We start from the raw sequence: 23,356 nt of genomic DNA, 5'->3' as shown, positions 1-23,356 counted from the left end.
CAGACGGGTCTGTTAATCTATCCAAATCGAGTCATGCTCGCGCTGTGCAGAGGTCAGGCCGTTTTGGAAGTAGGCATCGTAATACTCGTTTTCCACACGATGGGTCTGCAACCAAATTCCGGGCGCATGGACCGCTTCGCAGTGTGCGGGGAAACGACCATGAGTTTCGTAGATATAGGTACAAATGTCGCGCGCGCAGTCGATGATATCCTGCTCGTATTCGCCAGCCTCATCCAGGTATTTGCTCCCAAAGTCGCCCTTGTAAATCTGCCCGAATAACTTTTCGTTCTTGTAGATGCCGTTGGGACCGAATTTTCCGGCGACAACTGCATCAACCGCCTCTGACATCGACGGATAATACGGTGGGCATTTCCCTTGGATCAAATGTTCGCCGTGATGGCGAAGACCTACCGCATGTGCTCGTACATGTTTCATCGCCGCGATTGGGAGAGTATGCCAGCGGAACAAGTCCATCAGCCGCCATTTCGGGGTCACATAGTCGAATCCCATCATCGAACCATAGCGATCGCTGAACTTTGGATCACCCATCAAAACCGGCGGAGAAATAGCGGCGTGAATCCAACCACCAAGGCCCATAGCCTCCGTCACAAGAAACAGGTTTTGTGTCAAAAGATCGGCCTCGATCTGGGTCCGCATCTGGCCGAGAACACCGAGCGGAATCTTGATTTCAGGATTCAAGAAACCCTTGTCGATCCATTTTTTGACACCCGCCGGTCGATAGAAATTTCGGTCGTCCACGATCACAGGCCGCGCTTTGTCTGGCTGAGTCAGGATATACATTAACGCGTTGATATACTGGTAGGAGAGGTCAACGACGGGAAAGAAAATCGTAGATCCGGGTGTATTCGACAAAAACCTGTTTGAATCCAGATAGGCCGGAAAGTCGCGCATGCCGGCAGGCACATCGACGCGGCGGTCGAGGATCTGCACTTTCGATTGCTCGGCACGATCGATGAGTATTTCGGGCGTCCAGTGCTCGGTACCACCTTGAAGCGGGTCAAGGCGGCGCAGGAAATAAGTGCCGCTGTCGTTGATCATGAAAAAATGCGTGCCCTGTGCATTGTCCGGGCTTCCCGCAGTACGGCCTTCCATAACCAGATTTGGCTTGGACATGATCGGATCGCCGCTTTCGTCATCAAAAAACGGTCGATCCGGCATGGTCAAACCGGTCGCGCCAGTTGCCGCAATCAGAATTGCCTCCTGCAGCGGTGACAAAGGGGACCGGTCGTTCTTGGATTCCCAACTCAGCGACCCCGCAACCACATTTGAACCTCTGCTAACCCTCTTGGTACGACGGTTCCAAAGCGTGCGTGCGAGCGGGGCTTCCAGTAAAGAACCCAGCCCACTCTGGCCTTTGTCTTTTGGCATTTCTCAACCCTCCTGCACGGTTCGCCACGGTGCAAAGGCCGTAGCATTTTTTGGAAGCACCGGCGCAAATTCAGGGAAATGGCGCAGAATGAGTGATTTCATCCCGTTCCGTGCAATCCAGTCCATCCCAAGCTGCGTATATATTTCCGGCCGAAAATCAGTGGTCAGGAAGCGATCAGACTGCAGACGGCGCGATGCCATCAGGATGAAAACCCGAAATGCGGTATCTGAGAAGCCAAACCCATCTGGCGGTGTTTCACCTAAAAGACCAATGACCGTATCAACCTTGTCGATGTCACCGTAGAGATCTTTCAGAATTTGGTTTGTCTTCGGGCTGGCAGTCAGGCTATCCCACTCAGTCACGGGCGGCATGTGCAGGCCCTTGCGGAATTCATTGTATCGCGGCACGCGGCGTGCGCGGGTACGTACAATATCGACCACCGAGAGGTCGATCAGCTCATCAAATCGTTCGAGATTCTGTAGGGATTTTGGAAAATTATGGAGCGTGATCGCCCCGGGATGTGCAATACCCTGAGAATACAAACAATCGCGCAATCCCAGCTTGCGCAGTTGTTCATCCGTCTGTTCCCCCTGAATCTCAAGAAATCCGCGTCGTGCCTTCTCATTACCTGTTTTGTAGTCATAAAAGATGTAGTCATCAGGGATCAAAGGGTGCATTCGGTAGACCGTCGCGAACTCTTCGGTCAGCGCGTACCGCGCGGTGTGGTGATCCGGTTCGGTTTCAGGAATACCTTTTAGCGCGTGAACATCTGTCAGCCAGATGCCCAACCGCGTCAGCCAGGATTTTGGCGGCCCGTACCAGTTGGTCTTCATGCCGATATCCAGCGCCTCAGTTCCCAATATGGCCGGGGTCCATTCCACCGTGTGAATCTTGGCAATCAGCGCGGACACGATCAAGCGCGCCGTCTGGTAGACGCGTTCCTCGTCCATCTGCGGATAAGCATTTTGCAATTCATCGCAAAGCACATTGTGCTCGCGCGCGAACAGTGTGTGAAGTGACGACAGGCCAAGCCACCAGCTTTCGTTGAACCCCGTGAGCTCGAACCCATGCACGTTCAGAGGCAGGTAACCGTCCTTAGTAAGCTTGATCTTTGGGCCGTCCCGCAGTTTCTTGGCGGCATCGGAATTCACACCGTAAACTTGTGACCCGTCCCACCAATGGGAGTTCTCGTTGGCAAAGAGGAAGGGGTCATTAGCGCCTTCCTTCGGTATATTGCCCGCGATGCGCATATTGCGTTCAGGTTCGCCATTGGGTCGGTTCTTCCAGTCAGGATAGCCGTCGGGGATCGGTACGATATCATCGTCTTCGTCCAGTTTGCGACGTTCATGCGAAACCCAGTCGTGAACCTGGAACTGAATCCACGATGCCGCAAGGATGTTGAGGATTTTGGCAGGAATGAAGGCCTGACGATCCATCAGTTTGCGCGCGATCTCAATCGGATTTGGGCTGTCATCAGGTTGCGCCTGCGGCGGCATATTCCGGCCGAAGGTGGCACCGGCGGCACCCATTCTGGGGTCAGACAGGTCATTATAGCTGCCGTCATGGGTGCGGTATGTATAGTCGCTTGGTTTCGGTTCCGGTGGCACCGCGCGTGCACTTGGGACAAGCTCTTCCGGGTCTGTATCGATCAGGCTTTTTTGCCTCAGATCATGCCTGAGTGCGTCCAGATTGAGCAATTGGACAAGCAAAAACGGAATGCGGTGCCAAGGAACGCGCCGGTTCACCGCCCTCAGGATCGATCGAGCTGCCGTGCCTAAAACGCGGTTCCGGATGGGCGGCGGCGCGGCCTTGAACCGTTTACCCTGCCGATGTGATGCGGATGCGTCATAGGCAGCTTTGCGTGCACGATTCAAATTGCCCAGCGGACGAAACTCGTCTGTCGTGTTCCACGGGTTGAAACCCATGCGCTCAATTTCCAGCGCCTCTGCCAATGCCTCGGGCGTTGTCAGATCGCGCTGTGGCATGATCAGTTCGGCGACCTTTATCGGCGGGCTCACCAATTCATCCCATTCATGGGCCGCATCCTCGATCGGCGTTTGTTCTTCGGACACGAACCTTTGCACGAGCAGATCGAACTTTATCTCTCCGTGCGCTTGCCGCACGGAGTATTCCGACGAGAGACGAGAGACACCTGTAAATGCACCGTCGACAGCAGGAGCATCCTCTGTTGGTTTGAACGTATAGCGCACCGCTTCATTGCCCCAAGCAATCGCGCCCCGGCTCCAATAGCTTTCCAGTGCAACGCTTTCGCAAGTTCGCAGCGCTTCGCGTACATTGCCCAGCATCCGGCGTGTCTCGGAGAAACCCAAAACAAAGCACAGGCGTACAAGTCCAATCAACTTCGACAGCCTTCCGCCAGACACAGCATGGGCGAACACCACAAATTGACGTGCATTTCGGGCATGTGGCACAGGGAAGTTGGTCGCGAGCAGGTCATGATCGATACCTTCAGCTTCGCTGACACGTACTGCCAATCCGCGCAAATCCTTGTCTTCATCAGATTGAGTTTGCGAAGATGCATTTGAAAACCGGACAGTCGCAGGATACCGCGCTTTGGGCTGTGCAAAGCCAACCTGCAGATCACTGGGCAGATCATCACGAAATCGCAGCTCGGCACCTTTGAAGGCGGCAATCGCCTTTTTGTGAAATGCCCGATCCACGCTGCGTGCGCCACCAGCCGCCATCGATTTCAACTGCGCGGCCATCATCATTTCGGCCAGCGCTTTGGTTTCCTTCAACTCCTCTTCAGGCGAGCCGCCCACATACTCCTCGCGCCATTTCTGCAGGGGTTCCGAGCTGGCATCCATCGGGGGCCTCCTCTCTACAATCCAAATCGCGTGCGGATGCCGTTCCAAATTGCAGCCAGCACTCCTTCGGGATGGGGTGAGTAGTTTGGCAATGCCAAACGTGTAATTCGGGCATCAATGAGCGTGGGTTTCCCGCTGGCCAGTGCCGCGCCAAAAGCCTGCTCGAATTCATCCAGCTTGTTGACGGTATGTCCTTCCGCGCCACAGGCACGGGCGTATGCGGCATAGTCAGGGTTATCGAATTCAGCCAACCCAGTCTTGTAGAAGGCCGAAAGCTGATAGAGCTTGATCAGTTTGAATTCGCGATCGTTGAAAATTACCCAAACGATTGGAATATTGTATTGCACCGCAGTCATCAGTTCGAAGCCGGTCATCAGGTAGGAACCGTCACCAACCGCAGCCACCACAGGCCGATGCATCTCTGCGTATTTTGCTCCGATTACACCGCAAACACCGATACCCATTGGACCGTAAGTGCCGGGTTTGCGGAAATTCTGCCCCTCCTTGAGTTCCAGATAGTAGCCAGCCCAAGCGGCATGTGCCCCCGCGTCGGCCAAGACAATTCCACCTGGTGGCAGCAACTGAGAGATCTTTTGAACCATCTCACCAGGATGCAGCTGCTTCTGGGGCGAGATGATAAAACGTTCGTCATAATCCTTGGGTCGATAGTCACGCTTTGGAACCGGGCCAATGACGGTATCCATGCGATCATATAAACCCTGCAGCGCCTGTCGCGCGTCGCCTAGAATCACATGATCTGCTTTGTAGAACTTATCAAACTCACCAGCATCAATGTTTATGTGGATAAGGGTTTTTTCGTCGAATAAACCCTCGTAGAAATCAAAGGTCGCGTGCTGGGCAAAGGAGTTGCCAACCGCCAATACCACGTCGGCCTCCGAGAAGAGATCCCATGCCGCCCTATGGCCTGAATCGCAATAAAGCCCGATTGCCAAAGGGTTTTCTTCGGCGACGATACCTTTTCCGTCCATTGTCGTAAGCAGCGGGATCTGAAACCGCTCTATGAACGCTTTAGTAATGTCGTTTGCGCCAGAAAGAACTGCGCCAAAACCGGCCAGCATGACCACGGTTTTGTGAGCGTTTATCGCTTCTTCCAAAACGCTGGAAACCTTGTCCAAAGCTTTGGGCTTCGGAGAGACACCCGTCGAAGGTTTGCGCAGCGGTCTGAAATTGGACACTTCTATCTTCGGATCGGTGATGTCTTCGGCAACGGCGACATGAACGGGACCTGGCCGACCCTCGAACGCGATATCAATTGCCTTTTGAAGCGTATCGATCAATTCGTCAGGGTCGGTGACCAAAAAATCCGCCGGCTCGCCGGTGGCCGGATCTTTCTTGGTGGCAGCTCGGAACATCAATCGGGAATCCGGCGTGCGCGCCAGACCGGATGTCTCGTTTAGTCCACCACGCCCTTGCCACGCCACTGTTGAATATCCGCTGATGGCCAGCAACGGGTAGCTGTCGGTCAGCGCCACGCACATTCCCGAAATCAGGTTGAACGCACCTGGGCCAGCTGTGGCAAAACACACTCCAAGCTTACCGCTGAACATGGCATGACCACAGGCCATGAAGGATGCGCCCTGTTCATTCTTCGCAATAACCGGTCTGATTTGGTCCGAGGCGTCAAGCGCAAGCATAAGACCAGCGGCATTTTCGCCAGCCCCGCCGTAGGCGGCGTCGACTCCAATAGATTCGAGTGCGGCAACCACCGCTTCATAAACGCGCATCTAATGCATTCCAATAAATGTCTCAACAATACTTTCTATATATACCAGAAATTGCCGGTTTAAGAAACAGTGCGGGATCTGGCTCGCCTTTAAGTAGCAGTATCGTCAGCAAACCGACCTGCAGGAAAATCCGTCAGACATCGGCACCGGAGCGCGTGAAAGAATGCGCGGTGCGAAGGTAATGCCCAGCATTGGCATCGAAACTGACCTATCAGACCGACCGGGCACTACGGTAAAAGTCTCTTCAGCAAAATTACCGTCTAGCGGTATGACGAATTTCCGCTGGTGCGACTGACGGCGAAAACCCCTGAGCTTCGATTGCACAAAAGTCTGATCATCTTCGAGAAAGATCCTGCCCTGCAAAAAACCAGAACCTGCCCTTTGCGCATAGGGGCTGATGCACTCCCGGCTGAAAGCATCCCAAGAACTTCGTTCGGATTACATATCCGGCCGAGGAACATATGCGCGACCACCCCCAGACTGCGGTAGGTTGGCAGATGCAAGCTATCCAGATTGAACAGCCAGGAAAACCGCTGTGCCGTTTCCTGCAACCTTGCCTGCCGGTCGTCCTCGACCGAAGTTGAACCGATCGAAGTCGCGACATATTCCAACGGAACGATGTTCGCAGCGGGCCCATCGAATACGAACAAAGCATCACAAGCGGTGAACCCGCCCGCCGACACTGACCGCACGTCAATGGTTACGTCCTGTACAAGCGCCAAGCGACTGCGGCGATGAGCGCTTACACATGTTTGTTCAGAGTGTTTCTCGAATGCAGCTTCATTGGTTTACAACGCCCACTGATTGCGCGGGAAGCAGATCAACGCAAACACCGCTGTCTGCTGCGTTCTCGCCCCGAATTTCCCTGAGAATAGGCGAGGTACTATTCTCGCCAAAATCAGAGATTGTTTGTTGAAAAAGACGCACCGCGCCTCCGCGGGCAAGTTCGCCTAGGTTTTCCCACTCGGCCTGTTCAGATCCCAAAAAGTTTGGCCTTGGCCGCGCATCATAAAGCGTGCCTATGGCATCGCAATAAAGCGCCCTGGACCTCAGCAACATGGTTTTTCTTTAGTCCCAGGATAAACCTGACTCGGCGATTTTTTCGTGCCTGAGGCCTAGCGCAAGTGCGGCAGACAAACGTAGCTCGGCATTTCCACGGTACAGTTCGGCCAACCCGGTCTCTATCTGAGCCTGCTCGTAAAGGGCCTAGTGATACCCCGGCATACGCGACGGGTGTGCATTATGAAACTCATAGTGACGTATTGATGTGACTACGTAGGCCACAATGATGTCACCACCGCCGGCGCGAGCTCCGACCTCCAGCAGAACGCGCTCATCATTGAGCAGTCCCGTTATTTTCGCGTCGTATTTGTTTTCCTGCCGCATCTGTCACTGCGCACAACAGATGACCTTCGCCAACGATCCCAAATATGCGTCGGCTTGATCAAATGCATCTCGAAAGCAGCAAGAAGGGCTCGCCTCTTTCTCTCGCTTACTGATCGAACCAGATCCCTAGAGCCGATCATAATGGGACCGAATTCTGATGCTTGCCTCGGATTAACCCGGGCGGAGTGAGGGTGTGGAATGCTCAAGACTTACGGCTCTTCAGTTACGTAAAATGCCTGGTATTTTGCTTGCACTCCAAAGTTCAGTCGGGAGGAATCTCTAGCGAACGGAATAACGAACGATGCTGAAAACTGCTTTCTGTGCTATGAGTTCCTTTAAGTATTTTAGCAACGCAAGAGGCCGGACGTGTCAAACCGTCGAGTAGAACTGCGTTACTTTGCGATCGTTTTATTACCGATTTTCGTTTTCGGGATACATGAGGTTATTCAACACCACCTGATTGCAACGGATTTGGAGGTGCCTGTCGAAATTCTGCGTGATGACAACTCGTGGTTGGAAGCGGTGGGTCGTTTTCGGTTCCTTGCCGCATCCTGGTTCTTTGCTGCACTTGCAGTTCTCGCCGTCGCTCTGCTGGTTCGCAATCTTTGGCGACCAATGTCGAAGGAAACGAGGATAGCCGCATCCATCACAACACTTGTGATATTCGTGCTGGCGGTTGCACCGACGATTCAGCAATACGCAGCGTCGACCACTCCACGGATCTATCATCAGGTCGGCAAGGCCGTTTTTGAAACCGCGCTATCACGCGGTACGCTGCCCGGGTGCCTTCAAGCTGACGATTTCTGGCTATTGGGCAGATGTGGCGATATTCCGGTGTTTTCAATGTTCAGAAAAGTGTTGGACATTATCAATGCTTTTGCGGGGCTTGCGGTGGGCGCATTGATTGTTGGTATGATCCTGTGCCTGGCCTCTGCTCCGAGTAATGAAATCGAAGAAACCGCAGAGGAACTGAGGAATAATATGCATCAAATGCGGCAGCAGCTGTATCTGTCCAGCCTTGTCCTGACATTTGGCATGTTTTTTGCATCCAGTTGGATGTATTGGCCTCTGCCCTTGATCAATGAAACGGGAAAGGCCGCCTATAACTCACTGGTTACCGCATCGGCATTGTTTACCGGAACTTATTTTTGCTTGTTAATGCTGAGTTTCTATCTTCCAGTTGCTTTGATATTGGACGGTCGCATCAAAGATCTTGCCCGCAAAGCCCATCAGAGCGAAACGACAGAGGACGGGTTTGATATCGAAGACTGGAAGGCATCTCATGGGTTGAAAGAAGGCGTTGGAGAGGTGTTACGCTCCGGCTTTGCACTTACCGCGCCCATCCTCGCATCCTTCGCCGGTGGCATCACACCACTTACAGTTTAACTGCCATTTCCAAGGCAATTTTGTCTTAAACTGAAATCGCCTCAGCCTAATTTTAACTGCTTTATTGGTGGCACATGTTTTGACGCTCCGGCACGGTAAACTGCCAACGATGGGGCCTAAACTTTTTATTTGCTCCCGATTCTGCTATGGTCCGCACAGATCGAAAAATTTTAGTTTGGTCTTTTCTACAACGGGAAGCTATTCGATTAGCTAAATTTCATCGCAAATATCGATGACTAAATTCAGATAAATTCTCTGAAGCGATCGGATGGCTTTGCAATTACGCGAGGTATCCCGAAGTGCTTTTTACACTTGGCCATGGCCAAAAAAAAGTTCTTTCGAAAGACACAGCGCCGGGCGAATTGTCCGGTCTGGCACCTTCGGCGCGGATCGATGCTGTATCTTATGCTCAGACAACTGCCAAAGCTTCAAGTACGGTCCCCACTGCTGCAATGGCTATGCCCCAAGGTGGTGCGATGCCTGGCGGTCCATTTGGGTATCCGTTCCCAGATGCACCCGTCAGCTCGACGGATGGCAGCACACTAGCCAAACTTGATGCACTGGATGATGCAACGCTGGAGGCCGCAAATGACCCGCCGCAGGCAGGCAATGCCACTCCGCCGGTTCTCAGCTATCTAGGTCAATTCATTGATCATGACATAACGGCCAGCACGGATAGGGAAGGCACGCAATCGATCATGAAGCGTCCGGCAAGCCAAACCCTTGATCCGCTTTCCAGGAAGGGCGTTACAGCTTCGTCGCTAAATCTGCGCAAGGGATCACTTGGGCTGGACAGTCTTTATGGCGATGGACTTGATGACGGGCAGGCAACAACAAAACAAAAGGACGCCCACCGCAATCTGCACCGTGGGCATCGCCTGAAGGTTCCCTCCGCGCAGGCCTGCGTTGATGTATTCAACACCGGAAGCTATGGCGGCATCACGCCTCTTACCACAGCAGAATTGGCCTCAGGAGAGACTGGTCAAGCAGTGGCAGGTGGAGGGTTCGCGCATGAGACGCCATTATGGTTCTACATCCTGCGGCAAGCCCAGGTACAGGCACAGGGGGCGCATCCGGGCCAATTGGGCAGCCGGATCGTAACCGAAACGCTGATGGGTCTGACCAACTGCGATCAGACATCTTACTGGCATCAATCAGGATCCGACAATGGGCGGTGGCATCCACAGGATGGCGCGCAGCCGGATGGCATAGTTGTCGACGATATACCGGCGATGATCCGCGCCACACACTGGATGTAGGAGCAACTGATGGTCGATGATACACACCCAACACCGCTTCCGAGCGACGAACTCCGCAGAATGCTGTTCGATACGTCCATTCCGGACGAGGAACTGGCGGCCTATATGCTGCTCGACCCCGGCGCAAGCCGCCCTTTCGCGCCCAAGGTGCGTGTGAACCCAGCCCTCATTTTGCCGCCAACCGCGGGTAGCGGCCTAAACAGCGCGCTACAAGGTGCCCTTGCCTTGGGAGGTTTGAACGACATCTCGCGGGCTCGGAGAAAGCAGGCCTATCAGGCGAAAATCGCCAGCGGTTGGTCTGGGCTGAAGATCGTATCAGAAGGGGATAGCTGGTTTCAATATCCGTTCCTGTTGCAGGATGTCATTGATCATCTTTCCAGAAAACACGCCATCCTAAGTCTCGGTGCAGCTGGAGACACATTGGACGATGTGGTCGCGCAAAACGAAGTCGTGACCGCCGTCCTTGCAGAGCGCCCGGATGTGGTACTTCTGAGCGGCGGCGGCAACGATTTATTGGGTGGCGGCAACCTTGCCACCATCGTCCGGCCATTTACACCCGGCCTGGACGCAGCGGGCCATATCACAACAGCCTTCGACGCCATCCTCGCCGAAGTTATCAGAAAGCTGCGCAACATTGCCGCCGGAGTTGCGGCGGCGGTTCCGGGAACGCCGATTTTAACCCACACATACGACCATGCGATCCCTGATAACGGTCGGTGGCTTGGTCGCCCGCTTCGGTCCCGAGGTATCGAGGACAAAGGGTTGCAGCGCGAGATCGTACACCTTCTGATTGACCGGTGGGCCGATGCCTTGGCACGGCTCGCAAGCGAACCCGGATTGTCTGGCAAACTTCATATCGTCAATTGCCGCAACACCATTCCGGATAACGGATGGGAGGATGAGCTTCATCCAGACTCAAAGTCTTTTGGTAAAGCGGCACAAAAATTCGAAGCCATAATCCAAAGCGTAACCGCTGGTTCACAACCGGCCCACGCGTTAGGCGCCATGGGCACCTTAAGAAGGCCGGAACCGGAGGAAACCGAACTTGCCGATACAGTTTTGAACCTCGCGGATCGCTTCGACGAAACGATCTTGTTGTCAGAGATCGGTCGTAGGGCATCCCTTGAACGCATCGGACCTGCTGGTGCGATGATGGGGATTGGACGTGACACGGCAGATGTGCCGGATTCAAGCCTGTCTGGGGGATATCCGACCTTAAAGCGCCTCGGGACCCGAATTCTAAACCGTGCACATCGCGAATTGCACGGGCTTCTATGCGGCTCTGACGACGCCGACAAAGCGGATCGCGAAGCGTTGCGCGACGCGTTCAACATTGGTCAAGGCGCACTGGCAGCAGCGATTGCGGGACTGCTTGTCAGTGGCCCGCTCGGCCTTACGGCTTTTGTGGCTGCACCCGTCGCCGCCATCATCGTAAGGCGCTTTCTTGCACCCAGTTGGGAAGAGACCTGCACTCTGTGGGCAGCAAAACTGGATGACAGTGGGACAGCGCACGCAAGCCTCAATATCGCGCAACGGGGTATTCAGGCGGTCAAAAAGAACCCTGACCGGTTCTGCGTCTCGTTCAAGAAAAACCCGGAGCCCGGCGATACCGAAACACTTTCCGGATCAAAGGCGGCCCTGTTGAACAGTGCAAAATGGCCGTTCAATTCCGTTATCAGAATTCGGTTCCTGGAAGGTTCAAGCCATCTGAAAGAACGTGTCGAGCACTTTGCCCGACAGTGGGTTGCACAAGACATGGCTGCACTGACGTTCGATTTTGTTGAAGACGGCGATGCGGAAATCCGGGTGGCTTTTCAACAAGGTGCCGGCTCATGGTCATTGCTGGGAACAGAGTGCCTGAACGAGCCAGATCAAACCAAACCAACAATGAACTTTGGTTGGTTGACCGACCAATCCAGCGAAGAGGATATTCGCGAGGTTGTCCTTCACGAGTTTGGCCATGCTCTGGGATTGATCCACGAGCACCAGAATCCCGACGGCGGGATCGAATGGAACGCTGAGGCGGTGAAAGCCGATCTGTCGGGCGCACCAAACTTCTGGAACGAAGACACCATAAAACGCAACGTGTTGAACCATTATGACCCGGATACGCTGATGTTGACGGAAATCGATCCAAAATCGATCATGATGTATCCGATTCCGAACAAATGGACGACTGGCGACTTCGAAACGGGTTTCAACACAGATTTCAGCCCGGCAGATCGCGAACTCATTCGTCGCGCGTACCCCCCGATCTAAGGACCTGAGGAACGATGGCGCAAAATGACATGGCATTGGTCGTCGCAATAAGGCGATACCCAAGCTTTGGCGGAAATGCCTCGTCTGGTTCCCAGGACCTTCATGGCCCGGTCAATGACGCGGAAGAGTTCGTAGAATGGCTGAAGGCTCCGAGTGGGGGTGACGTGCCCGACGCAAACATTTTTTCCGTGACATCAGACGAGTTTCCCGATGGCGGCCCAATTGGTCCGGTCGAAGCGCACTTAACCGACGAGCTTGACGCTTTGATAGACCTCGCGAAAAAGCCACCCAAAAAACGGCGGCTATATATCTACGTCAGCGGTCATGGCTATGGCAGGAGACGGACCGAAGGCGGGCTTTATCTTGCAGACGCGACCCCGGACAATCTGACAAACCTCTTTGTCACCGATTACTTCAATTGGTTTATGGATGCAGCGCATTTCAAAGAATGCATTCTGTTTTGCGATGCGTGTATGGATCAGGGCAGGCTTGCCTCTCCGGCACCTGTGCATTGGAGACGCGAAATTCGCCCGAATGGTCAGAACACGAAGGCAATCGGGGCCTACGCGGCGCGGTTCGCGGGGCGTGCTGTCGAAAGCACAATGGCAAACGGGCAGGCGCATGGCGCTTTTTCATATGCCTTGAAACTGGCGCTCGCTGGTGCAGCCGCAGTAGTTGACGACCAGGGTAATCGCGTCATCACAAGCGAAAGTTTGCGAGACTATCTGATCGCGACCATGCAGAAACTCATGACAGACGCTCAACGCCAGCACCCGCTGGTTTCCACCGAACCCGACTTCGGTCCGTTTGACACTGTCACTCTTGTTGAAAACCCGCCAGTTTTTCAGGGAAACGTAAGTGTTATCGTTCCCGCCCAGGTGTCGAATGCCTCGTTTACGCTGGAAAACGCGGCTTTCAAAAAACTTGGTCAGGTGAACGCTGTGACGGGACGCGTTGCGCTGAAGCTCGCGCCTGGATTTTATGTACTTTCTGAAAATGGCGGCTGGGAAGGTGCGTTCGAATACACAGGTGCAGAAACCCAGATAGACCTCAGGCAATAGGTGGTTGGTGATGCCAAAACTGACGGTACGTGCTGAAGACGAAACTACAGAGATCTTTGTGGTTGCAGCAGATTTCGCGTTGCGTGGACGCGGTGCCCGGCACTTGGAACAGGACCTCACACCCGGCATCTATAAGATCCGAGCCGTGTCAGGTCGGCGCGAGTGGCAACGTGTAGTCGTGTTGCGTGACAACACTGAAATCCACGTTCCGAAGATTGAATTCGGATCCGCTGCTCCGCTCGCCAGCACAAACCGCACCCATGAATCGCATATGGCTGCCGTAGAACAGGCGATCCCACCTGCGCAGACCGAAGGTCCTGCAGCGCCAGCCGGCGCGATGCAACTGGGTCGCGGGCCTCAACCGGCTTATGATGGGTCTTTCGTCTTTATGGCACGATGGTGGACACCGTGGCGGGACATTGGACCCAAGAACCTTGAAAACCCGGCAAAAGGGGCAACTCTTGGAACTGGCGGTGGTGTGCGCTTGCTTTCCCTTGGCCAGTCCGATGAAGTCGGAAACCAGACAAGGCCAACGGATGCAGGGCCACATATCGCTCCGGAGGCAACTTGGTTCTCAGGCGACCTTTCGCAAGACAGGTTCTCGGGCGTCACTTTACATGCCGAACCTGGAACTTACACGCTGGGCTTGTCTGATGGCGACGGAAAGACGGAGCAAACTGTTACGATACTGCCTGGTTGGCGAACACATGTTTTTGCACTTTACGAACCGCCGGTGGATGACACGACAGAAATAGAAAAAGGAGCAAAAAAGCGGCTGGTCGATGTTTCCATCCATATCACGCGTGGGAGCCTGTCTATGCATGATGAAAGCGCAAGACTGACCGACGCAGCAAGATTTGCACTGGCCGACGAAAGATCAACTGCAACGAGCGAGCTGCTGAAATTCGTAAGCGGAAAATTCGAAAATCCGATGTTGGGTCTTTACGGTGCTCATCTGCTGTTGCTCTTGAAGGAAAAACGTAGTGCAGCGAGTATCGCGCGACCGGTGGAGTTCGATGAAGCACTGTTTCAAGAAGTGTTAGAAAATACCGAAAGGATCTTCGGCGATCAGCATCCCGATATCGTGGCACTACGTGGAGTTAACGCCGGCACAAAGCCTTTGCGTTTTCCACCCATGCTTTCGCGTAGCTGGTCGCAGCTGCTCGCAAAATCCGCCCAAGAACCTAACTTGGTCCCTCCAAGCCTATGGCGGCGAACAGTACTTAGATCACAATCGCAACCGTTTTTTGTCTGGCGAACACCGCAATACGGTGGAGACCGCATCATGCTCCGTGAAATTGAACTCGTCCGCTCCATTTTAGATGCGGCGGCAGAACGCGAGCGGTATGATGAAGCTGCAAAGGGACTGCGGAGTCGCAACGCAGATCCCGCGGTTCGTGATCAGTTTATTCTAGAATGCACTAATCGATTTGAGGTCCCACGCTCAGTGATCAAAATGATCCTTTAGCAACCAATGAAGCGAACAGAGCCCGAGCGTAGGTTGATCCTTATGGTTCATATTTAACGGTTCGATTCCAGCCAGTGAATGAGCGCGTCAAGGTTAGTTTCACTCATATTCGAGTTTGCACTGTAAGAAGTACATTCGACCTGACAGGTGGAAGTATAGTTTTGGCCAAGGACCCAACAGACTTACCGGTAATAGTCTTCATACGAGTCCAAAAACGATTGCCTTTACCCGTGCAGCGAATGACCGTTTCTTCGGAATATCCGTTAATTGAATTCCAGATGGAGCGTGAAAAATACCCGACATAACTGTTGAATAGCAAAGCCGGGGCTCTTAACGGCCCTTTCAGTTTCAGCGCAACCTGGAAATCGTCGTTTGTGCGACGCCAAAATCCAAAGCGATAGCCCGACAGCTTTCACCGTTTGCCAAGTGTTCTCACACAAGCCGTTGCTGATGATCTGTTAGCTTTGACTTACGACCCAATCTCACTCCTTTCTGCGCTGCTACTGCGCGACCCTTGTTATCGCGTCGGGTTGTGCATTTGAGTTCGCCTTCTGCGAGCGTGGAAAATAATTAGGGTACCCTTTTCAATTGGAGTGGATAAGTCGAGCCATGGTTAATCCAAGACTTTTGAGAACGCACGACAATCAGCTTTTCGTTGAGTATTTGTTGATACCTTCAATCATGGATCTGGTTGCTCAATCCCACTCAGCAATCACAAAGGTGTCACCGTTTCCGAGTGCGTCTAAAGCCCGCTCAAACTGCGGTCTCCCTTTGACGGCTTTTCCTGAAACCTTCTCTCGGTTAATTCTGTCGACACCAGCAGCGATTAGCGCTCCAACTTGACGATCGAAGGATTGTCCCGGGCCTGAGACCCCGGCGTAACCGATTTGCATGTGACAAACCTGCGCGAGCAAAGTGATATTCACTTCAGTTGGACCCTGTCTCACGCCGCTGCTTCGATGCAAGAGGATGATATAGCAAGCTGCGCCTGTCGTCGTTCTGATCTCGGCCAGCTGGATTACTCACCACAAACTTCTGAATAGTGTAAGAAAAGACTGCCGGAATTTTTTAGCGGCGTGGCCTTCAAGCATTATAGCACGAACGAACCGAGCAGAGCTTTTTTCGTCGATTTTCTGTCTGACTTCAGCGCTTGTCGGGCAGATTTAGGGGTTTGAGCAACGGAGGATTTTTTGGTTCACCTAAGCCTATAAGGAGCGAAGACGAACAGAAATCTGGAACATCGAAAGGCGTCGCTGACAAGCTGGCCAGAGGCATCAAACGCAAAACCCGCAAGCCATTTCTCTGCCGAAGAGAAGATCAAGATTGTCCCGGCAGCTCTGCGGGGCGAAGAGAGCATTGCCGCGCTGTGCCGCCGCGAGGGTGTTGTCGAGAGCATGTATTGTTCGTGGCCGAAGGCGTTCCACAAAGCTGGAAAGAACCGTCTGATGGGTGACACAGCCCGGCAGACAACGGCCCCTGACGTCAAGGAGTTGAAGTCAGAGGCGTAGGCGCAGAAGGAGGTCGTTGCCGAGCTGACGCTTGAGACCGTTTTCTCAAAAAAGCATGATCGGGTCCTCTCGGCAGTATGTTCTGCGTTCGCCTGCCAGGGAATAGATGGGGACGACGGCGAATGAGATACCTGTAACCCGGCAGTCGCTACCTGCAGCGATGAGAGGGCAGCCTCAGAGAAGCTTGAGATCATTGTACGTAGGAAGCGTCGTATCTGCCAGTGAAGCAAACACTGACTATGCTCGGCATAGTTGTTTTGACCAGATCAGCCGCTTTGTTTGGAAAACTCTTCTCTTTTGAAACAGCGTTCCGAAAACAGTGTCGCAGAGCATGGTCCATTGAACTTTGGTAAATGTTTCGCTTATTTCGAACGCCTTGGCACAGCATTGCCACCCTTTGCAGCAACGCGTGCACGGTTTTTCTTGCTGTTTGGCTTACCCTTAGGCGGCGGTGGGCCTTTCGGGCGGCGGTCTGGTTTCTTGCCAAGACCGCCATCGCGGTCGCGTTTAGGCTTGGCGTCAGCCTTCGCCTTGTCGGAGGGTTTGGAAACTGACTTCTTTTGCGCCTTGGCAGGCTGCGGCTCGACGAGGAGGGGCAATTTTCGCTCACTCTTTTCCGGGCTTTTTTTGCCCTTGGCACCCCGCTTGGGGCCTGTTTTTGCAGGACCAGAAAAATCAGGCCCTGTGTCCAGCCGCACTATGTCTTTTGTACCCTCGATCTTCATTTCGGGCCCGATCGCGTCCAAAAAGCCCGTAACACTGCTTTCGCGAATTTCGATGTAGGTCACGTCATCAGCGATACGGATCGCACCGACATCGGATTTGGTGATGTTCCCCGCCTTGCAGATCATGGGAAGAAGGTAACGCGGATAAGCGTTTTTGTTGCGCCCTTCTGACAGTGAAAACCATACACTGGGACCAAAGGGCACGTTCGGCTTAGGCCCGGCTTCCTTGACGTCGCTCAACTCTTCCGGTGCGGAATGCTGTCGCTGATATTCGCGGACGTATGCAGCGGCGAGTTGTTCCGGCGAGAACCTTGCCACCATTTCATCGACGGAAGCGCGCTCGGTCGCTGTTACATCTGACACCCAGTCCTCCGAGCTGAACATCCGCTGCAAGTCCTGTGCGTTGACCTCGTCCGCCGAAGGTGCGGACCCCCATTCGGCCGTCAGTTTGGCGAATTTCAGCAGACGCTGGGCCTTTTTGAACGAAGACGGAGGAACGATCAGGGCACTGACCCCTTTGCGTCCGGCGCGTCCGGTTCGGCCCGAGCGGTGCAGAAGAGTTTCATGGCTATTGGGCAACTCGGCATGGACCACCAGACCCAGGTTCGGGAGGTCAATCCCGCGCGCGGCAACATCAGTGGCCACACAGACGCGGGCACGCCCGTCGCGCATGGCTTGCAAGGCGTTGGACCGTTCGCTTTGAGTCAGCTCACCGGACAGCGCCACAACCGAAAACCCACGGTTCGACAGGCGGGCCGTCAGGCGAGCGACCATGGCACGAGTGTTGCAAAAAACGATGGCGTTCGGCGCCTCGTAGAACCGCAACACGTTGATGATTGCGTTTTCATCATCGCGCGGCGCTACGCTCATCGCCCGGTATTCAATATCAGCGTGTTGGGTTCGTTCGCTGACGGTGCTGACACGCTCGGCATCGCGTTGATACCCGGTGGCAAGACTGACAATCGCTCGGGGAACCGTGGCAGAGAACAACAGCGTCTGACGATCCGTCGGAGTTTGCTCGAGAATGAACTCCAAGTCCTCGCGAAACCCGAGGTCGAGCATTTCGTCGGCTTCGTCCAGAACCACCGCGCGCACGGCCGTCAGATCGATCGAGCCACGCATGATATGATCGCGCAATCGCCCAGGTGTCGCGACAACGATATGCGCCCCTCGGGACAACGCCCGGCGTTCATCGCGCATATCCATGCCACCTACACATGAGGCAATGAAAGCCCCCGCATCGGCGTAAAGCCATCCCAATTCGCGTTTGACCTGCATGGCAAGCTCACGCGTCGGCGCGATGACCAGTGCCAAAGGCGCTCCCGCGGTATCGAAGACCTGCGCGTCGCCCAGAATGGTCGGCGCAACGGCCAGGCCGAACCCGATGGTTTTCCCCGATCCGGTCTGCGCCGAAACCAACATGTCCCGGCCCTGCAACTCTGGCGCGGTCACGGCCTCTTGGACAGGGGTCAGTGTGTCATATCCTTTGCGCTTCAGCGCATCTGCGAGAGTCTGTTTCATGGTTCGGCTTTCCTGGGTGATGCTGTCACCCTCAGAGCGCCCAACACACGGATCATAATCGAAGCGCTGCTCTTACCGAGAGAACAACCGGATGTATAGGGTGGAATATGCGTGTCCGCTGCGCTTTCGGCTTCGACACGCACGCGATGCGGCCTGTGGCAATACGAAGCCGGAGTAGTCGATTTGTACCCGGCAACTCTGCTAGCTGGCTGTTTTTTCGATAAGATCGCAATTCATCCGATCTTGTTCTTCTGCAAATGGGGGGTAATCCCAAAATGGGCGCGGTACACCCGCGCGAAATGGCCAGGGTTTTCGAAACCGCAGGCAAACGCAACTTCCGTAACCGAGGCTTCTGTCTGCAATAGCAGCTTACGTGCTCGGTCCAGTCGCATCTCCATAAAGTACTTTTTGGGGGACGCATTCAGGTACTTTCCAAACAAACGTTCCAGCTGACGTGTCGATATCCCAATTTCGGTCGCTATCTTGGACGGCGAAACCGGTGCCTCGATGGACTTTTCCATAATCTGGATCGCTTTGGCCAAATGGGCGTTTCGCATTCCATTTCGAGACTGGATCGAAACACGCTGTTCTGCCGTGGCATTACGAACGGCGTTATAGACCATCTGGTCGGACACTGCGACTGACAGATCATGGCCGTGATCCTGTTCAATCAGAAACAGCATCAGATCCGCTGTGGCCGTGCCGCCGGATGCAGTTACGAATTTGCTATCGACGGTAAACACGCTGCGCACCAGATTGACCTCGGGAAAGGCCTCCATGAAGCTGTCGTGATACTCCCAGTGAATTGCCGCATCAGTACCGTCCAGAAAACCTGCCTCTGCCAGTAGCCAGGCACCAGAACACAACGCGCCGATCTGAGTGCCCCCGGCACGCTCGCGCCTAAGTGCGGCCAGCAGTGAACGCGACGCATGTGCCTGCATGTTTATGCCTGACAGAACGAACAACCGATCACATTTGGGAATATTGGTCAAACCGCCATCCACTACCGTTTTGGTGCCATTCGAACAGGTGACGGTTTCCCCGTCTTCCGACAGAATCGACCATTTATACAGCTCTTCACCCTGCACAAGGTTTGCTATGCGAAGAGGTTCAATCGCACAGGAAAACGCCAGGTGCGAAAACTCTTCGATGAGCAGAAAAACAAAGTGCTGTGGATTGGACATGGTGGCCATCGGTTTAAAAGCAAACTGCGCGGAACGAACCGCGCAGTTGAAATAGCAGGGTTATTCCCTAGGGCTAGTGCGCAGCGCCGCGGGCAGCCTCCAGCCAGCTGTCATACGCAGCTTTGTTTGCCGCGATCCACTCATCGACATGGCGGTCGATGTCATCCGAGCTGTCTTCGCCGTCCGCGATCATCTTGTTCTGCGCCGAAATATCGTTGATGTCAATTTTGGCAAGCTCGAACAGCTTCGCCGCTGCAGGGTTGGCTGCCAGGAAATCATCGGTCGCCACAACGCGGATGCTGTCGACGGCAAAACCCAGGTCCTTGCCGTCAAAGGTGGTTTCGGCTGTCGCGCCATCGGGCAGCGAAGAATAAGGCACAGCCAGAAACTCGACGTTTTCGCCCGGTATCAGAACGCCCGACACCCAGTACGGGGTCCAGGTATAATACAGTACGTTTTCGCCGCCTTCGTTGCGTGCAATCGTGTCGGCGATGATCGCGTTATACTCGCCCTGGTTATGGTTCACCGTGTCGCGCAGCCCGAACTCGTCGAGTTGATGCTCGATCACGCGTTCACAACCCCAGCCGGGAACGCAACCTGCCAGATCAGCCTTGCCGTCGCCGTCGGCATCGAACAGCGCAGCTTTCTCGGGATCGGCCAGATCTCCAAGGTTTTGCACACCAGCGTCGTAGACGGATTTATTGACCAAATAGCCCTGCAACGCGCCATCGATCAGGGTGCCAACCTTTTCCAAGACCTCATCGCCACCGGATTCCTGGAAGAACGTGTCGTGTAGACCATTCCAGTGGACCGCAGTGAAATCCGCGTCGCCAGTTCCCAGGGCCAGGTGCAGCGTCTGCGCTTGAACCTCTTCCGGTTCCGCGACATCGTAGCCCAGATCAGTCAGAGCCTTGAACAGGATGCGGTGCTGGAACAGCTCTTCGGTGATCGGCTGGATGATCGGACGCACGGTGACGCCTTCGCCGGGCAGATGACCGTCGCCAAAGGCAGCCGTGCTCAGGACGGTTGTGGCAGCAAAAGCAGCCAATGTGGACTTGATGAACATTTTGGGATCCTCAGTGTTGTTTAGTGCGTTTTCTGTGGTTCAGGTGTTTCGTCGGGTTGAGGTTTCCTGATCAGGCGCATGACGGCGCCGACGGGGCCGCCCTCATACCAGTGGCGATGTCCGCGCTCGCGACCCGACTGGCCCATGCCTTGCGTGATCCGGTCCAGAACAATGGCCAGGATCACGATCCCAAGACCACCAACCAAGGCCTTGCCGGCATCCAGTCTGCCCATGGCCCGCAGCACTTCGTTGCCAAGTCCTTTGACCGAAATCATCGAAGCGATCACAACCATCGACAGCGACAGCATGATGGTCTGGTTTACCCCTGCCAAAATGGTCGGGGTGGCCAAGGGCAGCTCAACCTTGAACAGAACTTGCTTCGGATTGGCGCCAAAAGCCTGGGCGGCTTCGACCACCGACGGGTTCACACCCCGGATACCCAACGAGGTCAGGCGGATTAGGGGCGGCAAGGCAAAGATGATGGTCACCACCACACCCGAGACGTTGCCGATGCCGATCAACATGACCACCGGTACCAGATACACAAAGGCCGGGATGGTTTGCATGGTGTCCAGAATGGGGCGAATGGCCGCTTCGAAACGGTCGTTCTTTCCAGCAAGGATGCCCAGCGGAAGACCTATGAAGAAACACAGGATTACCGCTGACACGACGATTGCCAGCGTGGTCATTGCTAGGCCCCACGCATTGGGCGACAAAAAGCCCAGCACGGTCATCGCGATCGCAACAAGAATGGCCGTGCGCCGCCCTGCCGTCTGCCATGCGATCAGCGTGATGATAATCAGCATGATCAGCGGCGGAACTGCGTTCAAAGCCGTGTCGATACCGACGATCATTTCGTTGAAGGCGTTTTTGAAGGGCTGAATGATACCCCTGTTGGCGATGGCCCAACCTTTGACGCCATCCGCGCTTTCGGCGATACCAAGATCCACTGACGAGAAAGGATCGAGGATACTGAATTCTTTTTCTGCCATGGTGCCCTCTCAGTGTTTCATTGTTGCCGGGTCGTCGACATCACCCTGAATGCCACGCAACAGGGCATTCTTGGTGACGATCCCAACCGCTTTGCCGTCCGCCTTGACCACAACCGGGTGCTGGGTCGAAATGGACAGGTTGACGAGATCGTCAAGGGAATGATCCGGATGGGCTACGGGCCAAGCCTCGGGATCAAATGGTCCGCGGCGTTGTTCGAACGCTTCCACCGGCTCCATGATCTTTCCTGCGGAAATCAGTTCGAGCTTCGAGATGCCGGCCACAAAGTCGGCCACATAATCGTCAACGGGATTGGTGACGATATCCTCGGGCGTACCGACCTGTACAAGCGAACCATCTTTCATGATGGCGATGCGGTCCCCGATGCGGATCGCTTCGTCCAGATCGTGGGTGATGAACAGCGTGGTCTTCTTCATCTCAGCGGACAGGGACATGAACTTGTCCTGCAACTGACGGCGGATCAGAGGGTCGAGAGCCGAGAACGGCTCATCCATCAGCAGGATCGAGGGGTCGGCTGCAATTGCCCGGGCCAGACCTACGCGCTGCTGCATCCCGCCAGAGAGTTCATCAGGGTATTTTTGATCCCAACCATTCAAGTCCACCGCGTCAATCGCGCGCATCGCGTTTTCGCGACGCTCTTTCAGGTCGTGGCCCCGCACCTCCTGACTGAAGGAAACATTGTCCAGCACGGTGCGATGAGGCATCAGCGCCATGTTTTGGAACACCATGCCGATCTTCTCGGCCCTCACTTCTCGCAGATCCCGTGCGGACAGTCTGTTGACGTCCTGTCCTTCGATGAACAATTGGCCCGATGTGGGTTCGATCAACCGATTCACATGGCGAATCAGGGTCGATTTACCCGAACCCGACAACCCCATGATGCAGAAGATTTCACCACGCCCAACTGTAAAGGTCGCATCTTGAACGCCGACAACGCAATCAAAGCGATCTCGAACTTCCAGCTTTCCAAGCCCTTGTTGCTGAACGGCTTTCATCGCCTCATTGGCGCGGCGCCCAAAGATCTTCCACAAGTTGCGGCAATCGATCACGGCCTCTTCCGATTGTTTCGTCACCAAACTCTCCCCTCCAGAAACATTTCATGCATACAGCATATTTTCAATGTGTACACAATTTGTATTTTCTTGTAACACATTCTGCGCAATATGGTTGCTCAGCTTGAATAACAGCGTCATCTTGACCTGACTGGCTCAGAAGCAACGATGGAGATTGGAATGAAGGATGCGTCCAAGCGCAAAAAGACAGAGCTATTCGACTACCTGAAAACGGCCGTCATGACGCTTGAGTTGCGCCCGGGCGCGGACTTGGACGAGTCGAAACTCTCAGAGGAGTTTGAGCTTTCGCGCACGCCATTGCGCGAAGTTTTACGTCAGTTGGCAGGTCAGGGCTATGTCGATCTGCGAGAGAACCGGGGCGCGCGGGTCAGCGAGATGTCACATGTGACCCTGCGGGATTTCTTTCTGGCGGCCCCGATGATTTATGGTGCTGTTTTGCAGTTGGCGGCGAAGAATGCGACGTGTGTTCAGGTTGGAGCGCTCAAG

General features: G+C 54.5%; 16 protein-coding genes. 7 read left to right on the top strand and 9 right to left on the bottom strand.

Translation table 11 applies throughout. The features are described 5' to 3' along the window. Positions 1 to 12: 12 nt before the first annotated feature. The 3 genes from AC2FEE_RS10475 to AC2FEE_RS10465 all read right to left on the bottom strand — a co-directional run bounded on the left by AC2FEE_RS10475 (position 13) and on the right by AC2FEE_RS10465 (position 5,963). Positions 13 to 1,185, bottom strand: a complete 1,173-nt coding sequence (locus AC2FEE_RS10475) for a hypothetical protein (RefSeq protein ID WP_496864991.1) — start codon at positions 1,183 to 1,185, stop codon at positions 13 to 15. Between the two features lie 207 nt (positions 1,186 to 1,392). Continuing rightward, positions 1,393 to 4,218 (bottom strand): peroxidase family protein, encoded by a 2,826-nt coding sequence (locus AC2FEE_RS10470; RefSeq protein WP_496864989.1) that lies wholly within the window; start codon positions 4,216 to 4,218, stop codon positions 1,393 to 1,395. A gap of 14 nt (positions 4,219 to 4,232) precedes the next feature. Then, complete coding sequence (locus AC2FEE_RS10465) at positions 4,233 to 5,963, bottom strand: thiamine pyrophosphate-binding protein (RefSeq protein WP_496864988.1); 1,731 nt, start codon at positions 5,961 to 5,963, stop codon at positions 4,233 to 4,235. A gap of 1,752 nt (positions 5,964 to 7,715) precedes the next feature. Here AC2FEE_RS10465 and AC2FEE_RS10460 point away from each other — a divergent pair. The 5 genes from AC2FEE_RS10460 to AC2FEE_RS10440 all read left to right on the top strand — a co-directional run bounded on the left by AC2FEE_RS10460 (position 7,716) and on the right by AC2FEE_RS10440 (position 14,782). Next, a complete protein-coding gene (locus AC2FEE_RS10460; RefSeq protein ID WP_496864986.1) occupies positions 7,716 to 8,735 on the top strand; it encodes a hypothetical protein in 1,020 nt (339 codons plus the stop codon). Between the two features lie 452 nt (positions 8,736 to 9,187). After that, a complete protein-coding gene (locus tag AC2FEE_RS10455) occupies positions 9,188 to 9,994 on the top strand; it encodes a hypothetical protein (protein WP_496864985.1) in 807 nt (268 codons plus the stop codon). A 9-nt stretch (positions 9,995 to 10,003) separates the two neighbouring features. After that, positions 10,004 to 12,253, top strand: coding sequence for a GDSL-type esterase/lipase family protein (locus AC2FEE_RS10450; RefSeq protein WP_496864983.1), 2,250 nt, complete (start codon positions 10,004 to 10,006; stop codon positions 12,251 to 12,253). 14 nt (positions 12,254 to 12,267) lie between these two features. After that, complete coding sequence (locus AC2FEE_RS10445) at positions 12,268 to 13,314, top strand: caspase family protein (protein ID WP_496864981.1); 1,047 nt, start codon at positions 12,268 to 12,270, stop codon at positions 13,312 to 13,314. A 10-nt stretch (positions 13,315 to 13,324) separates the two neighbouring features. Continuing rightward, complete coding sequence (locus tag AC2FEE_RS10440; protein WP_496864979.1) at positions 13,325 to 14,782, top strand: hypothetical protein; 1,458 nt, start codon at positions 13,325 to 13,327, stop codon at positions 14,780 to 14,782. A 695-nt stretch (positions 14,783 to 15,477) separates the two neighbouring features. Here the strand turns inward: AC2FEE_RS10440 and AC2FEE_RS10435 are convergent. Continuing rightward, the gene (locus tag AC2FEE_RS10435; RefSeq protein WP_496865201.1) at positions 15,478 to 15,675 is read right to left on the bottom strand and encodes a recombinase family protein; all 198 of its coding nucleotides are present in this window, start codon (positions 15,673 to 15,675) and stop codon (positions 15,478 to 15,480) included. A 339-nt stretch (positions 15,676 to 16,014) separates the two neighbouring features. On the opposite strand from AC2FEE_RS10435, the gene AC2FEE_RS10430 reads away from it, so the two are divergent. Continuing rightward, positions 16,015 to 16,290: a transposase gene (locus AC2FEE_RS10430; protein WP_496865200.1), complete on the top strand. Its 276-nt coding sequence runs from the start codon at positions 16,015 to 16,017 to the stop codon at positions 16,288 to 16,290. Positions 16,291 to 16,652: 362 nt separating this feature from the next. Here AC2FEE_RS10430 and AC2FEE_RS10425 read toward each other — a convergent pair whose 3' ends face one another. The 5 genes from AC2FEE_RS10425 to AC2FEE_RS10405 form a co-directional block, all read right to left on the bottom strand. After that, the gene (locus AC2FEE_RS10425) at positions 16,653 to 18,536 is read right to left on the bottom strand and encodes a DEAD/DEAH box helicase (protein ID WP_496864977.1); all 1,884 of its coding nucleotides are present in this window, start codon (positions 18,534 to 18,536) and stop codon (positions 16,653 to 16,655) included. Positions 18,537 to 18,769: 233 nt separating this feature from the next. Next, a complete protein-coding gene (locus tag AC2FEE_RS10420; RefSeq protein ID WP_496864975.1) occupies positions 18,770 to 19,720 on the bottom strand; it encodes a GlxA family transcriptional regulator in 951 nt (316 codons plus the stop codon). A gap of 73 nt (positions 19,721 to 19,793) precedes the next feature. Next, a complete protein-coding gene (gene proX, locus AC2FEE_RS10415; RefSeq protein ID WP_496864973.1) occupies positions 19,794 to 20,786 on the bottom strand; it encodes a glycine betaine/L-proline ABC transporter substrate-binding protein ProX in 993 nt (330 codons plus the stop codon). Between the two features lie 20 nt (positions 20,787 to 20,806). Then, the gene (locus AC2FEE_RS10410; RefSeq protein ID WP_496864971.1) at positions 20,807 to 21,778 is read right to left on the bottom strand and encodes an ABC transporter permease; all 972 of its coding nucleotides are present in this window, start codon (positions 21,776 to 21,778) and stop codon (positions 20,807 to 20,809) included. A gap of 9 nt (positions 21,779 to 21,787) precedes the next feature. Then, positions 21,788 to 22,870 carry a quaternary amine ABC transporter ATP-binding protein gene (locus AC2FEE_RS10405; protein ID WP_496864969.1) on the bottom strand — a complete coding sequence of 361 codons (1,083 nt, stop codon included), beginning with the start codon at positions 22,868 to 22,870 and terminating at the stop codon, positions 21,788 to 21,790. A 159-nt stretch (positions 22,871 to 23,029) separates the two neighbouring features. Here AC2FEE_RS10405 and AC2FEE_RS10400 point away from each other — a divergent pair. Continuing rightward, positions 23,030 to 23,356 (top strand): GntR family transcriptional regulator (locus tag AC2FEE_RS10400; RefSeq protein ID WP_496864967.1); only part of this gene is annotated, 327 nt, incomplete at its 3' end.

Source organism: Ruegeria sp. YTSC199 (assembly GCF_059609725.1).
Note: the sequence above shows the minus strand (reverse complement) of the source record. Positions and strands in the feature narration are given on the sequence as shown.